21 protein-coding genes, 1 tRNA gene and 1 pseudogene are annotated in these 24,775 nt (G+C 70.2%); 8 read left to right on the forward strand and 15 right to left on the reverse strand.

All coding sequences use genetic code 11. The annotated features are described in order from the left end of the window. Positions 1 to 31 precede the first annotated feature (31 nt). From zwf to pgl, 3 genes are read left to right on the forward strand one after another with little or no spacing between them, the layout of a single operon-like run. Positions 32 to 1,579, forward strand: coding sequence for a glucose-6-phosphate dehydrogenase (zwf, locus tag ACIPY5_RS02220; protein ID WP_400966150.1), 1,548 nt, complete (start codon positions 32 to 34; stop codon positions 1,577 to 1,579). Then, positions 1,576 to 2,511, forward strand: a complete 936-nt coding sequence (locus tag ACIPY5_RS02225) for a glucose-6-phosphate dehydrogenase assembly protein OpcA (RefSeq protein WP_400966152.1) — start codon at positions 1,576 to 1,578, stop codon at positions 2,509 to 2,511. The genes zwf and ACIPY5_RS02225 overlap by 4 nt, the downstream gene beginning before the upstream one ends. 1 nt (position 2,512) lies before the next feature. Further along, positions 2,513 to 3,292 carry a 6-phosphogluconolactonase gene (gene pgl / locus ACIPY5_RS02230; RefSeq protein WP_400966155.1) on the forward strand — a complete coding sequence of 260 codons (780 nt, stop codon included), beginning with the start codon at positions 2,513 to 2,515 and terminating at the stop codon, positions 3,290 to 3,292. A 41-nt stretch (positions 3,293 to 3,333) separates the two neighbouring features. On the opposite strand, the gene ACIPY5_RS02235 is transcribed toward pgl, so the two are convergent. Continuing rightward, positions 3,334 to 4,392 (reverse strand): multidrug DMT transporter permease, encoded by a 1,059-nt coding sequence (locus ACIPY5_RS02235; RefSeq protein WP_400968448.1) that lies wholly within the window; start codon positions 4,390 to 4,392, stop codon positions 3,334 to 3,336. A 163-nt stretch (positions 4,393 to 4,555) separates the two neighbouring features. On the opposite strand from ACIPY5_RS02235, the gene def reads away from it, so the two are divergent. The 3 genes from def to ACIPY5_RS02250 all read left to right on the forward strand — a co-directional run bounded on the left by def (position 4,556) and on the right by ACIPY5_RS02250 (position 6,009). Continuing rightward, the gene (def, locus tag ACIPY5_RS02240) at positions 4,556 to 5,122 is read left to right on the forward strand and encodes a peptide deformylase (protein ID WP_400966158.1); all 567 of its coding nucleotides are present in this window, start codon (positions 4,556 to 4,558) and stop codon (positions 5,120 to 5,122) included. 141 nt (positions 5,123 to 5,263) lie between these two features. Beyond that, the gene (locus ACIPY5_RS02245; RefSeq protein WP_309341520.1) at positions 5,264 to 5,776 is read left to right on the forward strand and encodes a septum formation family protein; all 513 of its coding nucleotides are present in this window, start codon (positions 5,264 to 5,266) and stop codon (positions 5,774 to 5,776) included. 160 nt (positions 5,777 to 5,936) lie between these two features. Beyond that, positions 5,937 to 6,009: transfer RNA gene (locus ACIPY5_RS02250), tRNA-Asn, on the forward strand. 68 nt (positions 6,010 to 6,077) lie between these two features. On the opposite strand, the gene ACIPY5_RS02255 is transcribed toward ACIPY5_RS02250, so the two are convergent. Beyond that, the gene (locus ACIPY5_RS02255; protein ID WP_400966162.1) at positions 6,078 to 6,611 is read right to left on the reverse strand and encodes a DUF1003 domain-containing protein; all 534 of its coding nucleotides are present in this window, start codon (positions 6,609 to 6,611) and stop codon (positions 6,078 to 6,080) included. Positions 6,612 to 6,846: 235 nt separating this feature from the next. Between ACIPY5_RS02255 and ACIPY5_RS02260 the strand changes: the two are divergent. Further along, positions 6,847 to 8,322 (forward strand): annotated as a pseudogene (locus ACIPY5_RS02260) (Na+/H+ antiporter); the annotation flags it as partial. Here ACIPY5_RS02260 and ACIPY5_RS02265 read toward each other — a convergent pair. Genes ACIPY5_RS02265 through ACIPY5_RS02285 form a run of 5 tightly spaced genes read right to left on the reverse strand, consistent with a single transcriptional unit; the run spans position 8,286 to position 14,065 of the window. After that, entirely contained in the window at positions 8,286 to 10,028 is a 1,743-nt protein-coding gene (locus ACIPY5_RS02265; RefSeq protein WP_400966165.1) for an inositol monophosphatase family protein, read from the reverse strand. The pseudogene ACIPY5_RS02260 and the gene ACIPY5_RS02265 sit on opposite strands and share 37 nt — an antisense overlap. Next, a complete protein-coding gene (locus tag ACIPY5_RS02270; protein WP_400966167.1) occupies positions 10,025 to 11,134 on the reverse strand; it encodes an ABC transporter ATP-binding protein in 1,110 nt (369 codons plus the stop codon). The genes ACIPY5_RS02265 and ACIPY5_RS02270 overlap by 4 nt, the downstream gene beginning before the upstream one ends. A gap of 8 nt (positions 11,135 to 11,142) precedes the next feature. Continuing rightward, entirely contained in the window at positions 11,143 to 11,964 is an 822-nt protein-coding gene (locus ACIPY5_RS02275) for an ABC transporter permease subunit (RefSeq protein WP_309357221.1), read from the reverse strand. Beyond that, on the reverse strand, positions 11,964 to 12,923 hold the full coding sequence (locus tag ACIPY5_RS02280) for an ABC transporter permease (RefSeq protein WP_400966170.1): 960 nt from the start codon (positions 12,921 to 12,923) through the stop codon (positions 11,964 to 11,966). Before ACIPY5_RS02280 ends, ACIPY5_RS02275 begins: the two co-directional genes overlap by 1 nt. Continuing rightward, complete coding sequence (locus ACIPY5_RS02285; RefSeq protein ID WP_400966172.1) at positions 12,920 to 14,065, reverse strand: extracellular solute-binding protein; 1,146 nt, start codon at positions 14,063 to 14,065, stop codon at positions 12,920 to 12,922. The genes ACIPY5_RS02280 and ACIPY5_RS02285 overlap by 4 nt, the downstream gene beginning before the upstream one ends. Positions 14,066 to 14,254: 189 nt before the next feature. Here ACIPY5_RS02285 and ACIPY5_RS02290 point away from each other — a divergent pair, with 189 nt between their 5' ends. Beyond that, entirely contained in the window at positions 14,255 to 15,364 is a 1,110-nt protein-coding gene (locus ACIPY5_RS02290; RefSeq protein ID WP_400966175.1) for a LacI family DNA-binding transcriptional regulator, read from the forward strand. 78 nt (positions 15,365 to 15,442) lie between these two features. Here the strand turns inward: ACIPY5_RS02290 and ACIPY5_RS02295 are convergent, their stop codons facing one another. The 8 genes from ACIPY5_RS02295 to dusB form a co-directional block, all read right to left on the reverse strand. After that, positions 15,443 to 15,841 (reverse strand): pyridoxamine 5'-phosphate oxidase family protein, encoded by a 399-nt coding sequence (locus ACIPY5_RS02295; RefSeq protein WP_400966178.1) that lies wholly within the window; start codon positions 15,839 to 15,841, stop codon positions 15,443 to 15,445. A 9-nt stretch (positions 15,842 to 15,850) separates the two neighbouring features. Next, positions 15,851 to 16,693 carry a universal stress protein gene (locus ACIPY5_RS02300; protein ID WP_400966181.1) on the reverse strand — a complete coding sequence of 281 codons (843 nt, stop codon included), beginning with the start codon at positions 16,691 to 16,693 and terminating at the stop codon, positions 15,851 to 15,853. Positions 16,694 to 16,859: 166 nt separating this feature from the next. After that, on the reverse strand, positions 16,860 to 17,516 hold the full coding sequence (locus ACIPY5_RS02305) for a hypothetical protein (RefSeq protein ID WP_400966185.1): 657 nt from the start codon (positions 17,514 to 17,516) through the stop codon (positions 16,860 to 16,862). A gap of 622 nt (positions 17,517 to 18,138) precedes the next feature. Further along, positions 18,139 to 19,011, reverse strand: coding sequence for an AraC family transcriptional regulator (locus tag ACIPY5_RS02310; protein WP_309357228.1), 873 nt, complete (start codon positions 19,009 to 19,011; stop codon positions 18,139 to 18,141). Positions 19,012 to 19,496: 485 nt separating this feature from the next. Next, positions 19,497 to 20,267 (reverse strand): ATP-binding cassette domain-containing protein, encoded by a 771-nt coding sequence (locus ACIPY5_RS02315; protein WP_400966188.1) that lies wholly within the window; start codon positions 20,265 to 20,267, stop codon positions 19,497 to 19,499. Between the two features lie 53 nt (positions 20,268 to 20,320). After that, positions 20,321 to 22,210 (reverse strand): DNA primase, encoded by a 1,890-nt coding sequence (gene dnaG, locus ACIPY5_RS02320; RefSeq protein WP_400966191.1) that lies wholly within the window; start codon positions 22,208 to 22,210, stop codon positions 20,321 to 20,323. Continuing rightward, positions 22,210 to 23,595, reverse strand: coding sequence for a deoxyguanosinetriphosphate triphosphohydrolase (locus ACIPY5_RS02325; RefSeq protein ID WP_400966194.1), 1,386 nt, complete (start codon positions 23,593 to 23,595; stop codon positions 22,210 to 22,212). Before ACIPY5_RS02325 ends, dnaG begins: the two co-directional genes overlap by 1 nt. Further along, complete coding sequence (dusB, locus tag ACIPY5_RS02330) at positions 23,585 to 24,739, reverse strand: tRNA dihydrouridine synthase DusB (protein ID WP_400966197.1); 1,155 nt, start codon at positions 24,737 to 24,739, stop codon at positions 23,585 to 23,587. The genes ACIPY5_RS02325 and dusB overlap by 11 nt, the downstream gene beginning before the upstream one ends. Positions 24,740 to 24,775: the final 36 nt, after the last annotated feature.

The following is a 24,775-nucleotide window of genomic DNA, read 5'->3' on the forward strand; positions in this document are numbered from 1 at the left end:
CCCGGAGAGCACTCAGGAGAATCCCCCACCGATGACTGTTCCCGTCTCCCGCGGCAGCAACCCGCTCCGCGATCCCGACGACCGCCGGCTGAACCGGATCGCAGGGCCCAGCGCCCTGGTGATCTTCGGCGTCACCGGCGACCTGTCGCGCAAGAAGCTGATGCCCGCCGTCTACGACCTCGCCAACCGCGGTCTGCTGCCCCCCGGGTTCGCCCTGGTCGGCTTCGCCCGCCGCGACTGGGAGGACCAGGACTTCGCCCAGGTCGTCTACGACGCCGTCAAGCAGCACGCGCGCACCCCGTTCCGTGAGGAGACGTGGGCGCAGCTGCTGCAGGGAATCCGGTTCGTCTCCGGCGAGTTCGGCGACCCTGACGCGTTCCGGCGCCTGCGGGAGACCGTCGAGAAGCTCGACGTCGAACGCGGCACCATGGGCAACCACGCGTACTACCTGTCGATCCCGCCGAACCAGTTCCCGCTCGTCGCGCAGCAGTTGCGCGACTCCGGACTCGTCGAGGCGCACGAAGACGCGGACCACTGGCGCCGCGTGGTGATCGAGAAGCCGTTCGGACACGACCTGGCCTCGGCGCGGGCGCTGAACGACGCGCTCGAAGGGACCTTCCCGGCCGACTCGATCTTCCGCATCGATCACTACCTCGGCAAGGAGACGGTGCAGAACATCCTCGCGCTGCGCTTCGCGAACGAGCTGTACGAACCGATCTGGAACCGCAACTACGTGGACCACGTGCAGATCACGATGGCCGAGGACATCGGCGTCGGAGGACGCGCCGGCTACTACGACGGCATCGGCGCGGCCCGCGACGTGATCCAGAACCACTTGCTGCAGCTGCTCGCGCTCACCGCGATGGAGGAGCCGATCAGCCTCTCCGCCGAGCACCTGCGGGCCGAGAAGGAGAAGGTCCTGGCCGCGGTCTCGCTGCCCGACGACCTCTCCCTCGCGACCGCCCGCGGGCAGTACGCGGGCGGCTGGCAGGGCGGCGAGCAGGTCACCGGCTTCCTCGACGAGGACGGCATGGATCCCGAGTCGACCACGGAGACGTACGCCGCGGTGAAGCTCGAGATCAACACGCGGCGCTGGGCCGATGTGCCGTTCTATCTCCGCACCGGCAAGCGGCTGGGCCGCCGCGTCACCGAGATCGCGGTCGTCTTCAAGCGCGCCCCGGAGCACCTGTTCGGCAGCGGGCAGACGTCGGAGCTCGGGCAGAACGCCCTGGTCATCCGCGTGCAGCCCGACGAGGGAGTGACGCTCCGCTTCGGCTCGAAGGTGCCGGGCAGCGGCAGCAACGTGCGCGACGTCACGATGGACTTCGGCTACGGGCACGCCTTCACCGAGGCCAGCCCCGAGGCGTACGAGCGGCTCATCCTGGACGTCCTGCTCGGAGATCCGCCGCTCTTCCCGCGCCATGAGGAGGTCGAGCTCAGCTGGAAGATCCTCGACCCGGTGGAGCAGTACTGGGCCGCGGAAGGCGGCCCCGTGGAGCAGTACGCTCCCGGATCCTGGGGTCCGGCCTCCGCCGACGCCCTGCTCGCCCGCGACGGACGTGTCTGGAGGCGCCCGTGATCATCGATCTGCCCGACACCACCACCAGCCAGGTCGCGAAGAACCTGGTCAAGGCGCGCGAGGAGGGCGGCGTCGTCGCCCTCGGCCGCGTGCTCACGCTCGTGATCGCCGCGACCGACGACGTCGCAGAATCGGCCATCGACGCCGCGAACGACGCGTCGCGCGAGCACCCGATGCGCGTCATCGTGCTGACCACGAGCGAGGGCGAGTCCCGCCTCGACGCGCAGATCCGCGTGGGCGGCGACGCCGGCGCGAGCGAGGTCGTGGTGCTGCATGCCTACGGCGACGCCGCGAGCAACGAGGAGAGCCTGGTCACCGGCCTGCTGCTGCCCGACGCCCCCGTGGTGGTGTGGTGGCCGCGCGAGGCGCCGGAGGCGCCCGCCGCCTCGCCGCTGGGCCGCATCGCGCAGCGCCGCATCACCGATGCCGCGACGGCGCGCGACGTCCGCGCACAGCTCGAGGTGCTCGGCCACAAGCACGTCCCCGGCGACACCGACCTCGCCTGGACCAGGCTCACGCACTGGCGCGAGCAGCTGGCGGCCGTGCTCGACCAGCCTCCGTACGACGAGGTCACCGCGGTCGAGGTGCGCGGATCCGCCGCCTCGCCGTCCACCGCGCTGCTGGCCGGCTGGCTGCGCCTCGCCCTCGACGTTCCGGTCCGCTGGGCCTACGAGAGCCCGCACGTGTGGCAGGAGGGCATCAAGTCGGTGCGCCTGACCCGCGCGAACGGCGACATCCTGCTGGAGCGTCCCGTGCCCGGCTCCGCCGTGCTCACCCAGCCGGGTCAGCCCGACCACGAGCTGCACCTGCCGCGGCGGACGCTGCGCGAGTGCCTCGCCGAGGAGCTGCGCCGGCTCGACCCCGACGTGCTGTACGGTCGCGTCATCACCGAGGGCTGGGAGCTGCTCGAGGCCCCGGAGCCGGTGGCCTGAGATGGCCGCAGACTCCCCCGCCAAGCGGGTCGTCATCGGCGAGGATCCGGCGTCCCTCGCCGGGCTCGTCGCCGACCGCTTCCTCGTCCGCGTGCAGGCGCGCATCAGGGACGGCCGGATCGCCCACGTCGCGCTCACCGGCGGCAGCATGGGATCCGCGGTGCTGCGGGCCGTCGCCGAGGACGCACGCGCGGCACAGGTGGACTGGTCGCTCGTGCACTTCTGGTGGGGCGACGAGCGCTTCGTGCCTGCGGATGATCCCGATCGCAATGCTGGGCAGGCGCGGGAGGCGCTCCTCGACCGGATCCCGGTGCCCGCGGAGAATGTGCACGAGATGGCGGCGAGCGATGCGGGTCTGAGCCTCGACGAGGGCGCCGCGGCCTATGCGGCCGAGCTCGCGCGCTTCGGCGACGGCGGGCGCGCCTGGCCCTCGTTCGCCGTGTGCTTCCTGGGCGTCGGGCCCGACGGCCACATCGCGTCGCTGTTCCCCGACCGCCCCGAGATCACCGCGACCGAGGCGGCGGTCCTGCCGGTGCGCGATTCCCCCAAGCCCCCGCCGGAGCGGATCACGCTGACCCGCCCCGTCATCAACGCCTCCAAGCGGGTCTGGCTCGTGCTCACCGGCGCCGAGAAGGCCTCGGCCCTCGGCCTCGCGCTGGCCGGAGCGAACTACGAGAACGTGCCGGCCGCGGGCGCCAAGGGCCGCAAGCGCACGGTGTTCTTCGTCGACGAGGCGGCAGCCTCCGAGGTCGCACCCGACCTCATCGACGTCGACTACTGATCGAGATCGCCGTCTGAGCGGGGACCGGAGCCGGTCTCCGTTCAGACGCCCGCGGATCCGTTCCCGCGCTCGTCGGCGTCGCCGCCGGTGCGGGGCGGATCCTCTCGCCGGATCGGGGCGACGTTGGATGGCCACTCCGGCACGTTCCCGGGCGGCACCCCGGGTGACGTTGACGGCTCCGAAGGCGTCTCGGTCGAGGAAGGCCGGGGATCCGCATAAGCGGCCGAGGGCTGCACGCCGCCGGAACTGCCTCGCGTGATCGGCAGCTCCTGGCTCTCGCTGACGACCTGCGGGTGGTAGCGGGCGAGCGTGACGACGCCCCAGCCCGCGATCGCGCCGGAGATGCCGAAGGCGACGAACACCCACACCGGCGCCGCCGCGCCCTCCTCGAGGACGAGGAGTCCGATCAGCACCGCGACCATCGGATCGACCACCGTGAGGCCGGCGATCACCAGGTCGGGCGGTCCCGATCCATAGGCGGTCTGCACGAAGTACGCGCCCGCGGCGCCCGCGGCGATCAGCGCGATGACGCACACGGCCGTCAGCCAGTCGAACTGCCCCGCCTGGATCCGGTTGATCACGGCCTTGGCGAGCGTGGCCACGAAGCCGTACAGGATGCCCGCGCCCGTGACGTAGAAGAGGGCGCGCATGCGGTGCCGCAGGATCAGCCAGCACGCGCCGAGCAGGATGATCACGACCAGCAGGATCGTGAGGATCGTGAACAGCTGGATCTCGCTGATCGCGCGCTCCACCGCGAACAGCGCCGCGAACAGCACGAAGATGAAGATGCCGCCGACGCACGCGAAGATCGACACGAGGGAGCGCTTGGTCGGCGTGATGCCGGTCACCCGGGCGTTCAGCAGCGTGGTGATGACGAGAGCGATCGCGCCCAGGGGCTGCACCACGATGAGCGGGGCCTTCGTGAGCGCCGCGAGCTGGCAGACGATGGCCAGGGCCAGCATGAGCGTGCCGACGATCCACGAAGGACGCGTGAGCAGCCCGCGCACCTGCACCCAGCTGAGGCCCGTGGCCGCATCGGATCCGCTGAGCCGCTCCACCTTCTCCACGCCGCGGTGCTGATATTGCGCGCCGAGCGACATGAACACCGCGCCCGCGAGGGCGAGCGGAATGCCCAGGAGCAGGCCGGGGTTCTGGAAGACCCCGGCGAGATGTTCGCCGACGTCGGCCGCCCCTATGGTCCGCGTCACGTTCTCCAGCACCCTTCGAGCCTACCTGTCGTCTTGCGCCGACTAGGGTTGACGCGTGGCTGTGCTTCCGATTCGCATCATGGGCGACCCCGTCCTGCATTCCCCCGCCGACCCGGTCGGCGAGATCACCGAGGAGATCCGCACCCTCGTGGCGGACATGCACGAGACCATGGACGTCGCTCCCGGCGTCGGGCTCGCAGCCCCCCAGGTGGGCGTCGGCCTGCGGATCTACGTCTACTCGTATGTCGATGACGACGAGAACCCCTGGCGCGGAGAGATCATCAACCCCGTGCTGTGGATGGCGCCCCTCGAGCCCGGTTCCCCGGATCCCGACCTCGAGTCGGAGGGCTGCCTCTCCTTCCCCGGTGAGCGGTTCCCGCTGCGGCGCTCCGAGCGCGTTCTCGTGACCGGCATCGATCTGAACGGCGATGACGTACGCATCGAGGTCGACGGCTGGCGCGCCCGCATCATGCAGCACGAGTTCGATCACCTCGACGGCATCCTCTATGTCGATCGCCTCGGCGACGGCGACTGGAAGACCGTGCAGAAGATCGCCCGCAAGCGCGGCTGGGGCCGCCCCGGCGCCAGCTGGATGCCGGGCGTGGACGATCTCGAAGGCTGATCCCGAAACTTCGACTCGGAACAGAAATCCCCCTGAACAGACCGACTTTCTTGCAGGTTTGAGATTTCCTCGCCTGCACCGGTACGTTCGTAGCGGTCCCGCTTTCTGCGTGGATTCATAGCTTCTAGAGGGGGAATTCCCATGAACGACCGCGCACTTCTCCGCGGCGTCGCCGTCGCCGGCGCCGCGCTGGTCCTGGCCGCCGGACTCAGCGGCTGCAGCGTGCTCAACAGCGTGCTCGGCAGCGGAGGCGGCGATGCGCCTCGCGACGACAAGTCCCAGGTCACGGCGAGCTCGAACATCGGCATCTTCAACCTCAAGCTCGGGGACTGCAAGATGAGCGACAGCGGCACGACGGTCAGCGAGACCGACGTGGTGCCCTGCGACAAGCCGCACGACGAAGAGGTGTTCTACGAGTTCAAGCTCGCCGGCGCCGAGTACGACTCCGCCGCGATCGACGCCGAGGTGGAGAAGTGCGCCGGCGAGGCGTTCACGACCTTCATCGGCATCGCCTACGACGACTCCTCGCTCGACGTCTCCTACATGACGCCGACGAAGGACACCTGGGACTCGATGAACGACCGCCTCGTGCAGTGCATCGTGAGCGACCCCGCCGGCCAGACCACCGGCTCCCTCAAGGGCGCAGCACGCTGATCCGCACGGATCCCGCGTCCTTCGGAGGGGCTCGCCACGGCGGGCCCCTCCGTCGTCCGCCCGCGAGCGCGGAGGGCGACGCGCCCGGGCTCCGCCCCGTGTCGGAGTCGGCGCGCATCCTTTGCTATAGTTGACGAGTTGCCCGCGCAGCGGGAAGCATTCCTCGGTAGCTCAATTGGCAGAGCAGCCGGCTGTTAACCGGCAGGTTCTTGGTTCGAGTCCAAGCCGGGGAGCGATCCCCCGAAGCCCCGTCCTCGTGACGGGGCTTCGTCGTTGGCGGGGCCGTCATGAGATCCCCCTGTCACTTCTCGGCACCGCCTGCGGAGGACGGGCGCCCATCCGCATTCGGCTCATCCCCTGCGGAGGGAACGACGTGGGCGTGGATCTGTGCCGTCATGTCGCGGATCTGCTGAGACAGATCACGGATGGTGCGGGTGAGCTCGGTGTTCTCGACGAGCAGCTTCTCCTGGTCGGAGTAGTCGCGGTCCGCCTTGGCCTGCTGGAACGACGCCTGGCGGTTCTGACCGATCATGACGAAGGTCGACAGGAAGATCGCCTCGAGCGACACGACCAGCGTCAAGGTCGGCCACGGGTTCTTCTCCATCCAGAGCATCCACACCGCGAAGAGCACGATGTGGATGTAGACGAAGGCCATCGATCCGGCGAAGGTGGTGATCCAGTCCGCGATCCGGAGCTGGACACTCGCCGCTCGATGCTCCGCCTGTGCAAGAACCGCGGGATGCAGACGCGTGCGGTCGACGTTCTTCAGGAGCCGCGAGGGTCTGAGATACGGGCGATGCTGCTTGTCCGTCGAGGGTGCTGTCGTCGTGGTCATGTCGTCCTCCGCCCGGCAGGCGCGTCCTGCCACGGGGGCGAGAGTACTCCCCCGGGTTCGGCGCGCTCGACATGCCGCCCGGGGCACCACGTGAGCGAAACACTCCCTGCCCGTGCCGGAAACCGCATCGAAACAGCGCGCTGAGACCCTTCTCTCCACCGAGCCTTCCGGATCGGCGTCGCGATGGCGGGATCCCCGGTCCCCGGCTCCGCCCATCCGCCGGAGAGGACACCCCATGAATCCGCTCGCCGTCTTCGTCCTGGTCGGGTCGCTCGTCGTGGGCGCATCCTGGATCGCGCCGCGGCTTCACCTGCCCGCCCCGCTGCTGCAGCTCCTCGCCGGGCTGCTGGTGGGGATCATTCCGGAGGTGCGGAGCATCCACCTGCCCTCGGAGGCGGTGCTGGTGCTCTTCCTCCCGGCGCTGCTCTTCTGGGAGGCGCTGATGACTCCGCTACGGGAGGTGCGACGGGATCTGCGGGTCATCCTGCTGCTGAGCACGCTGCTGGTCGTGGCTACGACGTTCGGTACGGCGGGGATCGGCGTGGCCCTCGGCTGGGGATGGCTGCCCGCGCTGATCCTGGGGGCCGCCTTGGCCCCCACCGACGCGACCGCGGTCGGGGCGCTCGCCCGAGCGCTCCCCCATCGGAACATCGTCCAGCTGCGCGCCGAGAGCCTGATCAACGATGGAACGGCCCTCGTCGTCTCCTCGGTCGTGATCGGGCTCGCCGGGAGCGGCGCCTCGTACTCCGGCGTGGAGATCACCGGACTCGTCGCACTCGCCTACGGCGGCGGGGCAATGGTCGGCCTCCTCGCCGGCCTGCTGGGCACGGTCGTGCTCCGACGGCTGGGCGACCCTCTCCTGCACAACGCGGCGCTGATCCTGGTGCCCTTCGCCGCATTCCTCGCAGCGGAGCAGATCCACGCTTCCGGCGTCATCGCCATCGTGCTCGCGGGCCTGCATCTGAGCCGCACCGGGCCGCGCTCCGGAACACCGCAGTCCCGGCAGCAGCGGGACGGCTTCTGGACCCTGACGACCACGGCGCTCAACGGCGCGCTCTTCGTGCTCATCGGGATCGAGGCGCAGTCCGCTCTGCGGTCCGTCTCACCGCAGAGCATCCCGATGCTGCTCGCCCTCTGCGCCCTGATCTGGATCGTGATCCTGCTCATCCGCCTCGTGTTCCAGCTGCTCACCACGTGGACGATCCGGCTCGTGGATCGGAGCCCCGCACAGCGCAGCAAGCGGATGACGCACCGCGCCAGAGTCGTGGCGACGGTCGCGGGGTTCCGCGGGGCGATCTCCCTCGCGGTCGCGCTCGCCGTGCCCGCCGGGATGCCCGGTCGCGCCGAGATCGTCTTCGTCGCCACCGGGGTCGTGATCCTCACGATCCTCGCCCAGGGCCTGCTCCTGCCGGCCGTGATCCGCTGGGCGCGCTTCGAGCCCGACACCCTGGTCTCCGCCGAGTTCACCCGTGCGCACCGGAGCGCGCTGCTCTCCGCGATCCGCGCGATGCCGGCCCTCGCACAGGATCTCGATGCCCCGGGACATGTCCGGGACCGGCTCGCGAACGAGTATCGGGAACGCCTCGAGCGGATCGACGGTTCGCCCGAACCGGAGCGCCGCACCCGCCGGGACGTGGATCGCGACTACGCGGCCCTGAGCCTCGCCCTCGTCGATCACACCCGCGACGTCGTGATCCGCCTCCGAAACCACGGCGCGATCAGCGACACCACCCTGCACCGGTTGCAGGCACGCCTGGATCGCGACGCGCTGCACCTCGCACCTGCGTCGACGGGACAGCACGAGTGATGCGGGTCAGATCGTGAGCCGGCTCCCGCCCTCTCATCGCGCCCATCGGACGCGGCCCGCGACGCGGCCTCCCGCCAGATCAGATGCAGCGCACGAGCGGAGCGCTCGTCCACGCCCGTGAACACCGGCCCGGGACCGGGGTCCAGCGTCGGGCGGCCTTCCGCGTCGAGCACGCAGCCGCCCGCCTCCGCGACGATCAGCAGTGCCGCCGCGTGGTCGAGCGGGCTGTAGCGGTGCACCATCGCCGCGATCCCCCGGCCGAGCGCGACGCCGGCGAGCGTCGCGGTGCCGGAACCGGGGATCCGCAGCGTGCAGTGCCGCTCCGCCAGCGCGTCGAGCATGCGGCTCAGCCCGGGCCACGCGCTCGTGCCGGCGAGCTCGGTGGTGACGATCGCGCCGGACAGCGGGTCCTCCCCGGCCCCCGGCGACGACACGAGCCGAGAACCGCGCCGCCACGCGCCCCTCCCCTCCCCTGCGATCACCGGCACGGGAACGGAGATGCCGTCCTTCGCCTCCCCGACGGGATCCAGCACAGCGCCGACGACCGGACGGCCGTCCTGCACGAGAGCCAGGGAGAAGCTCGTCCAGGGCACCCCGTTCGCGAGGTTCGCCGTGCCGTCCACGGGATCGAGGTACCAGCACGGCCGCGTGCCGTCGCTCTCGCCCCCTTCCTCCTCGCCCACGATGTCGTGCGCGGGGAACTGTGCACGGAGCGCGACCCGTACGCCGTGCTCGATCTCACGGTCGATCCGCGTGACGTGATCCCCCGGATCCTTCTTCGTCTGCACCGGCCCGATGCCGTCGATCCGAGCCAGAGCCGTGCGCTCGGCGGCCCATTCGGCCAGCTCCCGCACGATCCCGGCCGCGCGCTCGCCCTCGTCCGAGTCCGAGGAGCCGGTCGTGACATCGGCGACCGCGGCCTGCAGGCGGGGCAGCACGTTGGTCGTCACCGAGTCCACTCCGAGCCGCGCCAGATGCGCGGCCTGCGCCGGCTCGTCCACGGTCCAGACCGCGACGCCGAGTCCTCTGGCGTGCACGCCGGAGACGAAGTCCGCGCCGACGATCAGATGCGGAGCGTTCACGACGCTCGGCCTGAGTTCGGCCAGCTCCGCTTCGGACGGCGGCACGGGACTCGCCCAGGGCATCCAGATCTCCGCATCCGGGAGTTCCGCGCGCACTCGGCGCATCGCGTCGAGATCGCCGCACCACGCGGTCGCCGTGTCGGCGGGAGACGAGCGCACGACCTCCGCGGCCGCCGCGGCCGGCACCGCCTCGTCCATGTCGATGAGCAGGACGACGCCGCTGCCGTGCAGGAGGTCGAGCGCCTCCGAGAGCAGCGGGATCCGGCGCTCCCCTCCGCCCCGTTCCCTGACCTCCGCGAGCTCGAGGTCTGCGATCGCCGACCTGTCGCCCCACAGCCGCTCCAGGGTCGGATCGTGCAGCAGCACGACCGCGCCGTCCCTGGTCCGGCGCACGTCGATCTCGATCCACGTGGCGCCCGCCGCCACGGCCGCGCGCAGCGCCGCGAGCGTGTTCTCCCGCGCACCGCCCGTCTCCTCCGCGTGCAGCCCGCGGTGCGCCACGAGGCGAGGCATGCCGGGCCGGGTCATGCGAGCACCCGCCGCTCCGGCGCGGTGACGGCCGTCAGGTTCGCCGTCTCGGACGCGAGCGGCACCGGCTCACCCGATGCCGCGTGATCAGGATCCAGCATCCCGTCCCGATAGCGCAGCGCTCTGACGACGCGAACGCCGACGACCGCGCCGGCGCGGGGTGCACCACCGGACGCGAACACCCGCAGCTCGAGCCCCTCGCGCACGCTCAGGACGAGCTCCGCGAAGTGCCCGTGCGGCAGCACCCGCGAGACGGTGGCCGCCTCCGTGCCCGGCGTCCCCTCCGCCTCCACGACGATGTCCTCCGGGCGGGCGATCCAGTGCACTCCGTGCTCCACCGTGCGGAGGTCGGGGTGCGGGATCCGGTTGCTGACGCCGATGAATCCGGCGACGAAATCGGTCGCAGGGCGCTCATAGAGCTCGGTGGGCGTCGCGACCTGCTCGATGCGGCCCTCGTTCATCACGGCGATCCGATCTGAGACGGCGAGCGCCTCCTCCTGATCGTGCGTGACGAGCACTGTCGTGATCCCCAGGCGCTGCTGGATGTCCCGGATCTCCTCCCGCACGCGCACGCGCAGTTTCGCGTCCAGGTTCGACAGCGGCTCGTCGAGGAGCAGCAGCGAGGGCCGGCGCACCAGCGCTCGTGCGAGCGCCGCGCGCTGCTGCTCGCCGCCCGAGATCCGGGCGGGGCGGCTGTTCGCGTGGTGCGACAGGCCCACGAGCTCGAGCGCCTCGGCCACCCTGCGCGTGATCTCGGCCCGCGGCGTACGCGCGATCCGCAGGGGGAAGCCGACGTTCTTGGCGACCGTCATGTGCGGCCACAGCGCATAGTTCTGGAACACCATCGCGCTCGGCCGGCGCTCGGGGCCGAGCGCGGTGACGTCCTGTTCGCCGACCCCGATCCGACCCGCGTCCGGGAGGAGGAAGCCGGCGATCATGCGCAGCGTGGTGGTCTTGCCGCACCCGGACGGGCCGAGGAGCGAGACGAGCTCGCCTGGTGCGATGTCCAGGTCGAGGTCGTCGACGATGGTGCGCCCGCCGAGGACCTTGGAGAGCCCTTCCAGGCGCAGCCCGGCGGGTGCGGAGTTCGCGATGTCGGTGGACATGGAGGGTCCTAACGGATCTGGAAGCCCTCGGCCAGCTGCCCGCCCATGATGTATTTGCGGGTCAGCAGCAGGAGGACGACGGACGGGAGGGAGAGCAGGATCGCGAACACCGCGGCCACCTGCTTCGGATAGTTGAGGACGAGCGTGTACATCTCGGTCGGCATGGTCATGAAGGTCGGTGCTCCCACGAGATAGGTCCCCTGCGCCTCATCGAACGAAGCGAGGAAGCTCATCACGCAGGCGACGAGGATGCCGGGGAGCGCCAGCGGAAGCGTCACCGTGAGGAACGTCCTGATCCGGCCGGCGCCCGCGTCCCTCGCCGCCTCCTCGAGCGACCGCGGGACCGCCGAGAACGCCGCCGCCGGGATCCACGTCATGAAGACCACCGTCCCGATCACGTGCACGACGATGACGCCGAACGCGGTCCCCATCAGGTGCAGGCCGTAGAAGACGGTGGCCATCGAGACGAAGAGGCCCATCTTCGGGAAGGCGTTCGTGGCGAAGAGGCCGATGAGGAAGAACCGGCGGCCGGGGAAACGGAACCGGGAGAAGGCGTAGGCGGCGGGCAGGCAGACGACCGCGGAGACGAGCACCGTCACCGGTGCGAAGAACAGCGTGTTCTGCATCGAGGCGAACAGCGTCGGGTCGGAGAACACCACCCCCCACCAGCGCATCGTGAGGCCGTCCGGCAGCAGGTTCGGATAGGTCCAATCGCTCGCGAAGGCGTGCATCCCGAGCCACAGCAGGGGCCCGAGGATGAAGAGCGCCACCAGGGCCACGAGCACGATGGCGAGCAGGCGCCCTCCGGCGCGGCGCAGCAGTGCGGGCATCAGGCTCGCCCCTCCTTCTCCGCAGTCCGGAAGTTCGCCCACACGTAGAGTGCGGCGACGCCCGAGGCGATCAGGAACACGACCACGGCGATCGCCGCGGCCTGCTGCGGATGGTTGAAGGACTGGAAGTACTTGCTGATGTCCACGCCCAGCTGCTGCGGCGCACTCGGCCCGGTGAAGTACGGGACGGTGAACTGCCCGAGCACGCCGATCGCGGTGAAGGTCGCCGCGATGACCAGCGGGATGCCCGCCATGGGGACGAGAACACGGCCGACGATCGCCGTGGTAGAGGCGCCCGCGTCCCTGGCGGCGTCGATCAACGCATCCGGGACGCCCTGCATGCCGGAGGCCGCCATGAGCAGCGCGAACGGCAGGTTCACCCACACGGAGGCGATGATCACGCCGGTCACCGTGAAGCCGAACACCGGCCCTTCTGCGCCCAGCTGCGCGAACAGGCTGCGCACGAAGCCGTCGCCGGAGTAGAAGGTGAGGATGGCCCACGACGCGATGACCACGGGGATGAACAGCGGCACCACGCCGAGTCCGGAGAGCACGGTGCCGGCCCAGCCGCCACGAAGACGCAGCGTGACCGCGATCCCGATCGCCAGCGCGAGCGTGAGGACGGTCGTGCACACCGTGACCAGCACGGTCGCCCCGAGATCCCGGCCGAAGCGCGCGTCCGCGAAGAGATCCGCATAGGCCGCGAGCGTGAAGGGCGCACCCTCGTGCACGTCCTGGCCGATCGCGGCGACGGTGCTGTTGAGACCGCCGGTCATCCCGAAGCTGAAGCCGATCGCGAGCACCACGGGCAGACCGACGAACAGCGCCAGGAGCAGCACCGGCGGCAGCACGAGCGAGAACCCGGTGGCAGCGCTGCGACGCTCGGCCCGCCGGGCCGGAGTGGCACCGGGGCGCGCGCGGTCGGCGCGCACCCCGGTCATGACGGTGGATTCGCTCACGGGACCCGGGAGTCCCACTGGTCGGCCATGTCGCCGGAGACCTCGGCGAAGTAGCTCGGGCGCAGCGCGGACGGGTCCGCGTCGGCGAAGGTCTTCGCGGTCTCCTCCGGAAGCTTCTTCACGTCGATCACGGGATAGCCGGAGATCTTCTCCGCGATGATCCGCTGTCCGGCGGGGCTCAGCACGAAGTTGACGAGATCGATCGCGCCGGCCGTGTTCTTGCTGGTCTTCGGGATGCCGAGGTACGACGCGGATCCGGTGAAGCTGGGACCGCTGATCTGCGTGTACTTCACCGTCTTCGGGATGAGTCCGTTCTTGACCGAGGTCATGATCTGGTCGCTCCACACCGGCGCCATCGAGATCGCGCCCGTGCCGAGCAGATCGATCACCTGGGTGTTGCCGTTCGGATAGACACCGCTCTGGTACATCGACGAGCCCAGCTGCTTGAGACGGTCGAAGCCCTTGGCCCAGCCTGCCTCCGCCGCCGTGTCGTGGCCGGTGCGCAGAGCCTGCTGCTCGGCGTCGGAGAGGTAGCTGTCCAGGACCGTCGTGACGAAGGCGCCACCCGACCCGCCGGTCGCCGGCGAGTTGTAGGCGAACTTGCCCGGGTTGGCCTGGATCCAGGCGAGAAGCTCGTCGAGGGTCTTCGGCGGCGTCTGGACCTTGGTGCTGTCGTAGGCGAGGAGCACCGAGGAGGCGCGGTACGGGATGCCGGTGCCCTTGCCGGCCTTGACGGTGGCGGCCGGGACGTCGGAGAGCCCGGAGACCTTTCCGTCGATGTCGAGCAGAGTGCCCGCCTCGGTGGCGCTTCCGGTCACGAAGCCGGCGTCGACGAGGTCGTAGCCCGGGGCATCTCCGGCCTTCGTGGCGGTGACCAGCTTGGCGACCGTCTGCTGGTCATGCTCGCCGTGCAGGTCGATCGTGGTGCGCACCGAGGCACCGGGGTGCGCGGATTCGTAGGCGGGGATGATCCCCTTCTCCCAGAGATCCTGGACGTTGGTGTCACCGGAGATGAACACCGTGAGGGACGTGGCGCCCGCGGAGGACGCGGGGGCGCCTGTGGAGCTCACCGGCGCGCAGGCGGCCAGGGCCACGGCGGCGGCGGCAAGGCCGAGGGGGATCGAGAGGACGCGCTTCTTCATCGCGGGTTTTCCTGCTTTCGTGGAGGAATCGAACGCTTCGGGAAGGAACTCAGATGGGATCCCTGATCCGGATCGCATCGTTTCGATTGAAGGCGCCGCATGTGACGAGGGCGTGAACTCGGCATGTACTCTCCGTGTGAGCCGACGGAACGAAACGATGCGATCCGCCTCTTCACTAAGGTGGCCCTCGTGGATCAGGTTCGGTTCTCCCCCGTGCGGGGCCGTGGGCGCCAGGGGCGCGTCACCATCGCGGACGTCGCCGACCTCGCCGGGGTCTCGACCTCGACGGCGTCGCTCGCGTTCCGCGCCCCGGATCGCGTCCAGGAGGCGACGCGGCGCGGCATCCTCGATGCGGCGGAGGCTCTCGGCTACGAGGGTCCGCACCCGGTCGCCAGCTCGCTGCGAAGCGGGCGCACCGGCATCGTCGGGATCGTGATCACCGATCGGATCCAGCGGGCGTTCGGCAACCCCGTCGCGCAGGCGACCATGAACGGTCTCGCCGAGGTGCTCGATCGCGAGGGCTACGGAATGCTCCTGCTTCCAGGTCGCGATCCCCGCAGCGGCGGCCCGGTGCTGTTGCGGACGCTTCCCGTCGACGCGATCGTCTTCGCCACGCGCGGCGAGGCCGCGGACGCGCTGCTGCCGGTGGGACGGGCGCGAGGTGTGCCGATGGTGGGCGTCGAGGGCCCGCACGAGAGCGACGTGACCGTGGTCGACGTCGACGACCGGCGCGGAATGGCGGAGCTCGCCGGGTTCGTCGCCGCCCTGGGCCACACCCGGATCGCGGTCGTGATGCGCCGGACGACGATGGGACCGGAGCACCCGCCAGGCCCGCCGCGCCCGATCGGGGCCGATCTCGATGCGATCGCCAACCCCACGATCCGTGGGAGGCTCGAAGCGGTGGCCGAGGCCTTCCCGCACGCCGTCAGGGTCGAGGCCGGAGGACGGGACGCGGCCGCCGGCGCCGCGGCGGCGCGGGTGCTCCTGGATCATCCGACCGCGCCGACCGCGATCCTCGCACAGAACGACCTGCTCGCCCTCGGCGCCCTTCAGGCGGCGCGCGAGCGCGGGCTACGGGTGCCGGAGGACCTCACGGTCACGGGATTCGACGGCATCGAGCTGCCGGGTCTGGACCGGACGCTCACCACTGTCCGCCAGCCTCTCCACGAACGCGGCCGGACCGCCGGGGAACTCGTCACGGCGCTGCTGCGCGGGGAGCGACCTGAGAGCGTGGTGCTGCCCGTCGAGCTCGTTCCGGGTCAGACGGCCGGTCCGCCGCCGGCGTTCGACGCGCGCTGAACGGTTCGGAGCGTCGCCCCGGGCGCCGTCGCCGCATGGTCGATGAGACCTCGGGGCGGTCGACGAGCGCACTCGGCGTCACGGCGCCTGATCGCCGTGCACGCTACGCCCCGTCATGCTCTCGATGTGGAAGCGCAGCGGCAGATCCCTCTCGCCACCGGCCCATGGCGACACGCGGGGCAGGACCGCGGCCGCCTCCTCCTCCGGGACGCGAGAGAGCGGCCCGTGCATCAGCACGCTCCACGCCGTCCGCGAGAGGGGCACATGGCCGTCGACTTCGAACGCCACCTCCACCGGCACCTCGGACAGCGCGCCGAGGAGCCCCTCGGCCGTGGTGCGCAGAAACAGATCCCGCCCTGAGACCACGAAGTTGACGGGGAGGATCAGCACCCGGGCGTCGTGCACGAAGCCGATCCGTCCGACCGTCGTCGCCGTGAGCAGGTCGTAGCACTCCTGCTCGCTGAGTTCGATGATCATGGCCCGCTCCTATCGGACGACGACCGTGACCGTGGCCGGATGTCCGATGACCTCCTGGCTGATCGATCCGAGCAGGAAGCGCCGGATCGCGCCGCGCCCCCGTGAGCCCACGACGCAGAGCGAGGCCGCAGCCGCGAGCTCGTCGATCACTCGAGAGGGATAGCCGCTCTCGACGACGGGGATGACCGTGAGATCGGGATAGTCGGTCGACAGGCCGGCGAGGGCGATCGCGAGGATCTCCTCGGTGGCGGTCTGCATGTTGTCGAGGTACGGCTGCGCATAGCTCACCAGGCCGTACCCCGGGGCCGTCAGGGGCGTCCAGACCGAGACCGCCGTCAACGGCTCCTGGCGACGGTCTGCCTCCGCGGCGGCGAAACGCAGCGCGCTCTCCGAGGTCTCGGATCCGTCGACGCCGACGACGACCCCCGTGCGATCGGAGACGTCGAAGTCCGGGACCACGACGACGGGGCATTTCGCGGCCGCGGTGATGCGCACGCCGTGGAATCCGCGGACCGAAGGCGATGATCCGCCCTGATAGTCGCTGCCGATGACGAGCAGCGAGGCGTCCTCCGAGATGGCCACGAGCCGCTCGATGGGGTTGCCCACCTCCACCCGCAGGCTCAGCTCGACGCCGCGCTCGGCGTGCCGCCGGACGTGCTCCTCGAGGAACGAGCGCGCCGCGGCGGTCGCCGCGGCCAGCGGCCCCCCTTCGCCGAGAGTGCCGATCGCTCCCCCGACGACGGAGACCAGTTCCACGCGCTGCGATCGTTCCGCGGCACGTGCGATCGCCCACTCCACGACGCGCTCCGCGACCGGTGCGTCCGAGACTCCTACAACGATCATCTCGGTCATGACTCGTCCTCTCATCTCCGCCTTCTTTCGAGAGTAGCCAGAGATGCCCGCGCCGTGCAGGGGTCGCGCCCGTGTTTAATGTCCCGCGATGCCTCGACCCCGGCACCGCATCCGCCGAGGACCCGCAGGTGCGTCGGGCGACGGCCGGCGCACCTGCGGGCTCGGGTCAGACGGTCGCCGTCCCGGTGAAGTTGACGGTGCCCGCGCCGAAAGCCACCAGACCGGTCGCAAGTCCGTGCAGGTTCCAGGTCAACACCATCGGGCACTGGATCGAGAGGCCGATTCCGTACTGAAGCGTCGTCTGCACCGTCACCGTGAGCTTGGTCGGCACATCGGTGTAGTTGCCGAGACCGCCGATCGCCCCGCCGTTCGGGAGCGACACGTTCGTGAACACGAAGGCGCCGGGCATAGCGCCGACGGTCGAGATGTTCCCGGCGCCGGCGCCGAGCCCGACCGCGGAGTTGTAGGTCTTGCCGTCGGACATCGTCAGCGTCGCCTGGGTCACGATGTAGGTGAAGGCGGGCTGGAAAATGTTGGTGAAGCTGATCCCGCACTGCGTCGCGTCGAGCCCGAAGATCGACGGGAACGCGATCGTGCCCTTGTTCCCGACGACGACAGCCTGAGACGTCCAGGCGCCGGAGATGATCCCTCCGACGATCGGGAATCCCGCCTTGATACAGGTCGGGCAGGCCGGCGTCGATGCGGAGGCCAGCGGCATCGCCGCAGCCGCAGCGACGACCGGGATGCTCCATGCGGCGCCCTTGACGACCGTCCGGCGGTCGATGCCGGGGTGCCTCGTCCCCATGGTCTTGCTTTCGGACATGTGTTCCTCCCCAGGAGAAGTGGTGTTCGGACCGCGCGGTCCGGTGCGCCTCAGGTCGACGCGCCACGGCCACGCTGGATCATCATCGAAGTCCACCGCGACGAAATGGGGTTCTGAGACGCAATTCCGACGAAAGGTGGCGCGGAATGCAATGTCACTGTCCGCGAGCAGCACGAAATGGGCACGGGAATCGGTGACTCGACATACCCTGAGCGAGCCACCGGACCCGTTCACCGCTTTCGCGGCGAACTATCTGCATCGACGAATTGTCGCGATGCCGGGACAGTGCCGGACCCGAGAATAGGGATATCCGCATTGCCCCGATGAGATGATCCCGGCGAGGAGGCCTTTCGACCATTGTCAGACCGACGGGAAATTCGGTCGGCACCGGCAATCATCCGCCCTCCGGGGACGTTCGACAAGGATCCGGGAATCCATCGACAGAGAAGGCGTGCAACACATCAAATCACACCGACGGCGGCTCCGGCCGCGAAAATGGCCATAGACGCGAAGATCGTCGTGCGAACGCATCCAATGGACGCATTGACGATGTCCGTGTCGCAGAATCGAAGAGTTCTGGCGCGAGAGTGACGAACGGTGGCGGGCCGCGTCACCGGGAGGGTCAGCGACGCGAGGCTCTGCGCAGCTCGCGCGGCGTTGCCAGTCCCGCCCAGGCGAACGCCCGGCGCAGGGCCGCCGGATCCCGGAAGCCCGCGAGCTCCGCGATCTCCCCGATCCCCAGCGGCGCGTTGCCCGCATTGGCCAGCAGTTCCTGCGCGAGATCCACCCTCGCTCGTCGCAGTTCATCCGCGGGCGTGGTGCCGTCGATCGCGAAGAGCCGCTGCAGGTTGCGGATCGACATGTGCAGGTCCTGCGCCAGCGCGGCGACGCCGAAGTCGGGCTCGGTGCGCCGGATCAGGATGAGGGTGCGCGCTCGTGCGATCCCCGGCGCCTCGATGCCTGCGATCGTCGTGCGGGGCCCCGCCTCCACGAGGACGCCGAAGACCATCTCCGAGATCAGCTGCTCGACGAGATAGTCGGTGTAGAGCGTCGGCTCCGAAGGCTGAGTGAGCAACGAGTCCAGGAACGCGCGCAGCCCGCGCCCCAGCGCGCTCGCCGGAATCACTTCCATCGGGGCACCGACGCCCGACTCGATCTCCGCCAGTTCGCCCCAGGGGACCCACGCGATCATCACCGTGCCGGCTTTCACGGCGCCCACCGACGCCACGCGATGGGGATGCAGGAACACCAGTGCGCCGGGATCGACCTCGCACGGCGCCCCTTCCACACCGCGGATCTCGAGCGGGATCGAGGAGACGAGAAGCGCCGCCGTCTCCCTGCCGTCCCTCTCCTGCGGCTGCCATCGCCACACAATGTCGCGGCCCACCACGTGCTGCGTCGCAAGGACGCTGCGATAGCGCAGCGCGACGATCGGATGATGCCGCTCCCCGCGGAGCAGTCGTGTCAGATCCCGTGACGCTGTAGCATTCCCCATTTAACGATCTTCCCCCGTCGATCACCGCGAGAGCGACTCCCCCAGATGCGATATCCCGCGTTAACATAACGTCATCAAATGCGGCTCGGCAACCGAGTGCGCTCCGAGCACGTGACACCATGATGAGGCTTGCGGCGGTCCGATCTTGTAGTGTTTCCCACAGGCCGCTGATTCGCAGAGTCACTGTGCTCGAAGTGGCTGCTGGGGAGGTCGGAAATGGCGCGGGAAAGGCGACGCAGTCGTGCGCGCAAGGGCGATGGCGATTATGAACGGCCCTGGCTCCTCAAAGAGCTCTATGGCGCGCCCGTCTGGGCTCTCCTCGGCTTCGGTCTCGTGCTTCTGGGACTCGGAGTCGCATATCTCCTGCATCGCTAGTCCGCGGCGCGGAGGTTCTCCCGTCGTGACCATCGACGCGCCGCGACGATGCCGCACCGTCCACCGGAGCGATCACGGACGAACGGCGTCGAGACCGCCCCTGCAGCGGCTCAGCGCGTGTGCTCGGTGCCGGGCGTCCATAGCAGATCAGCACCGGCGCCCCGCGCGACGACGTGCCCCTCGCGGATCATGAGCGTCTCCGCGCCGAGCTCGCGTGCGAACGCGGCATCATTGCTCACCAGCAGAGCCGCCATCTTGCGTTCGGTGCGACGGCGCGTGATCGCGGCGAAGACCACGGGACGCACCTCCAGATCGAGGTTCGCGAGCGGCTCGTCGGCGATCAGCACGGTAGGGTCGAGCACCAGGGCCCGGGCGATCGCCACGCGCTGGCGCATCCCTGCGCTGAGTTCGTAGGGGAAGGACGAGGCCAGCCCCAGCGGCAGGTGCAGCTCATCCAGCAGACTCGCCACGCGGATCGCGAGTGCCTTCACGTTCACGCGCCGCTCGCGCTGCAGGATCGGCTCGGCGATCGTCTCCTGCACGGTCAGCTGCGGTGTGAGCAGCGCCCCGGCATTCTGCGGCAGATAGCCGGCCCGGTAGGTCAGCTCCCGCAGGCGGCGACCGGGGTGGCGCACAGAGACACCGCACACCGTCGCGGATCCGCCGACGACACGGATCGAGGGATCGGCGGCGCCCGCAAGAGCGCCGACGAGCGTCGACTTCCCGGACCCCGTCGCGCCCGCGATGCACATCAGCTCCCCGGCCGGCAACGCGAAGGTCACGCCGTCGATCGCCCTGGTGGGCGCGGAGTGCCCGATCCGGTCGATCACAATGTCCTCGCAGACGATCGCCGTCGATGCATCCCCCGTCGCACGTGCCATGCACCCATCCTGCACGATGCCTGCCGCCACCGGGCCGCGGCCGACGGCGGGCCTCAGTACTCGATGAAGCGCTGCCGCTCGGCGTCGATCTCGACGATGCGGCGCGCGATCGAACGAGCGCCGTCGGAATCCGCGGGCAGCCGCTGGATCGCGCCCAGCAGCTCGTGCTTCTCCCGTTCCAGGCCGCGCACGATGAGCCGGCGGCAGAGGTCGGTCGCGGACGCCCTGGCGCCCTGCTCGTCACGCGCCGGGAAGGCGGCCATGAGCAGCTCACCGCCCAGACCTCGGTAGGGCTCCCGCACGGCGTCCACGGCCTGCAGCGCCCACCCAGGCCGCTGCCGGTCGGGGATCTGCGCGATCGCCTCGCGCACGGCGTCGAGCGCGGGCACGGAGAACGGCGCGGTCACCGCACGCTGCAGCAGCTCCGCCTCGAGCTGATGGCCGTATTGCAGCGCCCCCATGAGCGCGTCGCGCTCGAGCGGCGCGTCTCCGGTCCGAGGGAGCGAGGCGAGCGTCACCGCCGGCATCGGCGCCGGAGCGGACGCGTCCGCAGCACCGGGCCGCGTCCCCGGGGCAAGGGCCGCCGCGTGCTGCTCGTGCGCGCCGGAGTCGCCCTGACGACGGCGGCGCTCGTGGCGGCGCACCTCGGCGTGCACGTCGGTGGGGTCCATACCGAGACGGCGAGCGAGGATCCGCTCGTATTCGGGGCGCAGCAGCGTGTCGCGGATCTCTGCGACGATCGGCGCCGCCGCGCGCAGCGCGCCGACCCGTCCCTCCGCGGTGCTCAGGTCGAAGGATGCGATCTTGCGGTCGATCACGAACTCGAACATCGGCACCTTGGCGGACATGAGTCCGCGCACGGCCTGATCGCCGCGCTGCAGGCGCAGATCGCAGGGATCCAGGCCGTCGGGCGCGACCGCCACGAAGGTCTGCGCGTTGAACCGGTCGTCCTCCGCGAAGGCCCGGAGCGCCGCCTTCTGCCCGGCCTCGTCGCCGTCGAAGGTGAACACGACCTCGCCGGCCGCGGAGTCGTCGCCCATGACACGGCGCAGGAGCTTGATGTGCTCGGCGCCGAACGCGGTGCCGCAGGTGGCGATCGCGGTGGTGACGCCCGCGAGGTGGCAGGCCATGACGTCGGTGTACCCCTCGACCACAACCACGCGCTTGGGATCGCCGCGCGAGATGTCCCGCTTGGCCAGATCCAGCCCGTAGAGCACCTGCGCCTTCTTGTAGATCGGCGTCTCGGGCGTGTTCAGGTACTTCGGACCCTGGTCGTCGTCGTAGAGCTTGCGCGCGCCGAAGCCGATGGTCTGGCCCGTCACATCGCGGATCGGCCACACGACGCGTCCGCGGAACCGGTCGTAGACGCCGCGCTGCCCCGCGGAGACGAGCCCCGCCGCGGTGAGCTCGTCACGGGTGAACCCCTGCGCGCTGAGGGCCTTGAGCATGCCGTCCCAGCCGCGCGGCGCGTAGCCCACTCCGAAGTGCGCGGCGGCGCCCGCGTCGAATCCGCGCTGGCCGAGGAACGCGCGCGCCGACTCGGCTTCGGGGCTGAGCAGCTGGCTGCGGAAGAACTCTGCGGCCGCGGTGTTGGCCGCATAGAGCCTGCTGCGCCCGCTCGTCTCCGGTGCGGGCCCGCCGTCCTCGTAGTGCAGGGTGTAGCCGACACGGGCGGCGAGACGCTCGACGGCCTCGGTGAAGCTCACGTGGTCCATCTCGCGCAGGAACGAGTAGACGTCGCCGGAGGCGCCGCAGCCGAAGCAGTGGTAGTAGCCGACCTGCGGGCGCACGTGGAAGCTCGGGCTCTTCTCGTCGTGGAACGGGCACAAGCCCTTCATCGAGCCCACGCCGGCGGACTTCAGCGAGACCCGCTCCCCCACGATGTCGGCGATGTTGGTGCGCGACTTGACCTCGTCGACGTCCGCCTGAAGGATCCGCGGCATCAGCGCCCGCCGTGTTCGACGTCGACGAGCGCGGCCCGCGGAGTGTGCGCGGGGCGGGGCCTGGCGTGCCGGGGCGACCAGATGCCGACCTCGGCGGGGTCGATGTCTCCGACCAGGCGGTTGTGCCAGTCCACCGCGGTCTGATCCGTGAGGCTCGCGACCTGGTCGACGACCACCCTGGCGCGCTCCGCATCGGATCCGGCCGCGTGGAAGTCGGCCGCGAAGGCCGGCTCCAGCACGTCCGCTCCTGCCGTCCACAGCGCGTCGGTGGACCACAGTGCATCGGCCAGGCGCTTGAGCACCCGTCGCTGCTCCTTGTAGACGCCGCGGCGGGCGTCGATCGTGACGATCGCCTGGCCCATGATGCCCTTGAGCACGGCGATCTCGGCCTCGATGACCTTCGGCACCACCACGTGAGCGCTGTACCGCGCGAGGTTCGCACCCGGGTACGCCTCGCGTGTCGCGGAGACCGCGGCCCGCGCGAAGCGGCCGATCATGTCGCTCGTGAGGTTCTTCAGCCGGGCGAGGTCGCGACGGGAACGGTCGAACGAGGACAGCCACATCGGCTGGCGGGTGAGCCGGTACAGCGCGTCGGCGAGGTCCTCACGGGTGAAGTCGTATCCCACCCATTGCTGCACCCGTCCGACGAGCGCATGATGCTCGGCCGGATCCGCCAGCTGCGCGACATCGAGGTAGCCGTTGACGATCGCGTCCTCGAAGTCGTGCACCGAGTAGGCGATGTCGTCGGAGAGATCCATGATCTCGGCCTCGATGCAGCGCAGACGCCCCGGCGCGCCCTCCCGCATCCACCGGAAGACGTCCTCGTCATCGGGGTACACGCCGAACTTGAGCCGGCCACCGGGGTCGGGCAGCGGGCTGTCCGCGGTCCACGGGTACTTGCAGGTCGCGTCCAGACTGGCCCGCGTGAGGTTGAGCCCGACCGAGCGGTCGTGGTCGTCGAGGACCTTCGCCTCGAGCCTGGTCAGGATCCGCAGGGACTGCGCATTGCCCTCGAAGCCGCCGATGTCCTCCGCCCAGTCGTTGAGCGCGCGCTCGCCGTTGTGCCCGAACGGGGGGTGCCCCAGGTCGTGACTGAGGCATGCGGTGTCCACGACATCGGCGGAGACCCCGAGCGCGACCGCGAGCTCGCGCCCGACCTGCGCCACCTCGAGCGAGTGCGTGAGACGGTTGCGGGCGAAGTCCGCCGTGCTCGCGGGGCTCAGCACCTGCGTCTTCGCGGCGAGTCGGCGCAGTCCGGCGGAGTGCAGCACGCGGGCGCGGTCCCGGGCGAAGTCGTCCCGTTCGGAGCGGTGGGTCTCGGCGAAGAAGCGGGCGGCGTCGTGCGCGTCGTAGCCGTCGACGAGCACGACGGTCTCAGCCGCCACTGTTCTCGACCTCGGCGCCGCGCATCATGTCGGAGACATCGGAGGCGACCTCGCGGGAGTCCAGCCAGCCGTCCGGCAGCGCCGTGCGCTTGGGCGTGCCCGCGCGGCCGCGCTGCCCCTCGGCCGGAGCGCCCGGATACGGTGCGTCACCCAGCGTGCCGAGGATGTCGTCGATCTCCTGCAGCGTCGAGACGCGGGCGAGCGCCGCCCGGGTCTCCCCGCCCACGGGGTAGCCCTTGAAGTACCAGGCCACGTGCTTGCGGACGTCCTTGCAGCCGCGGTCCTCGTCCTCGAAGAACTCGACGAGAAGCTCCGCGTGCCTGCGGAACGCGTCCTTCACGAAGCCGAGGGTCGCGTCGACCTGGACCGCGCTCTCATCGCCGAACGCGCCGGCGAGCTCGCCGAACAGCCACGGACGGCCGAGGCAGCCGCGGCCCACCACGACGCCGTCGCATCCCGTCTCCGCCATCATCCGCACGGCATCGTCGGCGCTCCAGATATCGCCGTTGCCCAGGACCGGGATCGAGGTCACCGCCTGCTTGAGCTCGCCGATCGCGGGCCAGTCCGCATGTCCGGAGTAGTACTCCCCCGCCGTCCGCGCGTGCAGCGCGACGGCGGCCGCGCCGGCATCCTCCGCCGCGCGCCCCGCGTCGAGGAACGTGAGGTGATCCTTGTTGATGCCCTTGCGCATCTTCACGGTGAGCGGCACGTCTCCTGCGGCCTTGACGGCGCGGTCGACGATATCGGCGAAGAGGCCGATCTTCCAGGGCAGCGCGGCACCACCGCCCTTGCGGGTGACCTTGGGCACGGGGCAGCCGAAGTTGAGGTCGATGTGATCGGCGCGGTCCTCCGCGACGATGATCCGCACGGCTTCGGAGATCGTGTGCGGATCCACGCCATAGAGCTGGATCGATCGCGGCGTCTCGCTCTCGTGGTGTTGGATGAGGCGCATGGTGATCGCGTTGCGCTCCACGAGCGCCCGCGACGTGATCATCTCACTGACGTAGAGGCCTGCGCCGTACTCGCGGCAGAGGCGACGGAAGGCCGTGTTGGTGATGCCCGCCATCGGCGCGAGCACGACGGGGACGTCGATGCGCAGCGGGCCGATCTGCAGGGGCCGGACGGAGGCAGGGGCGAGAGTCATATCCTGTCCATTGTCCCAGATCCCGAGCCGGTGATC

This window comes from Microbacterium sp. NPDC089698 (assembly GCF_044749045.1).
Classification (GTDB): domain Bacteria; phylum Actinomycetota; class Actinomycetes; order Actinomycetales; family Microbacteriaceae; genus Microbacterium.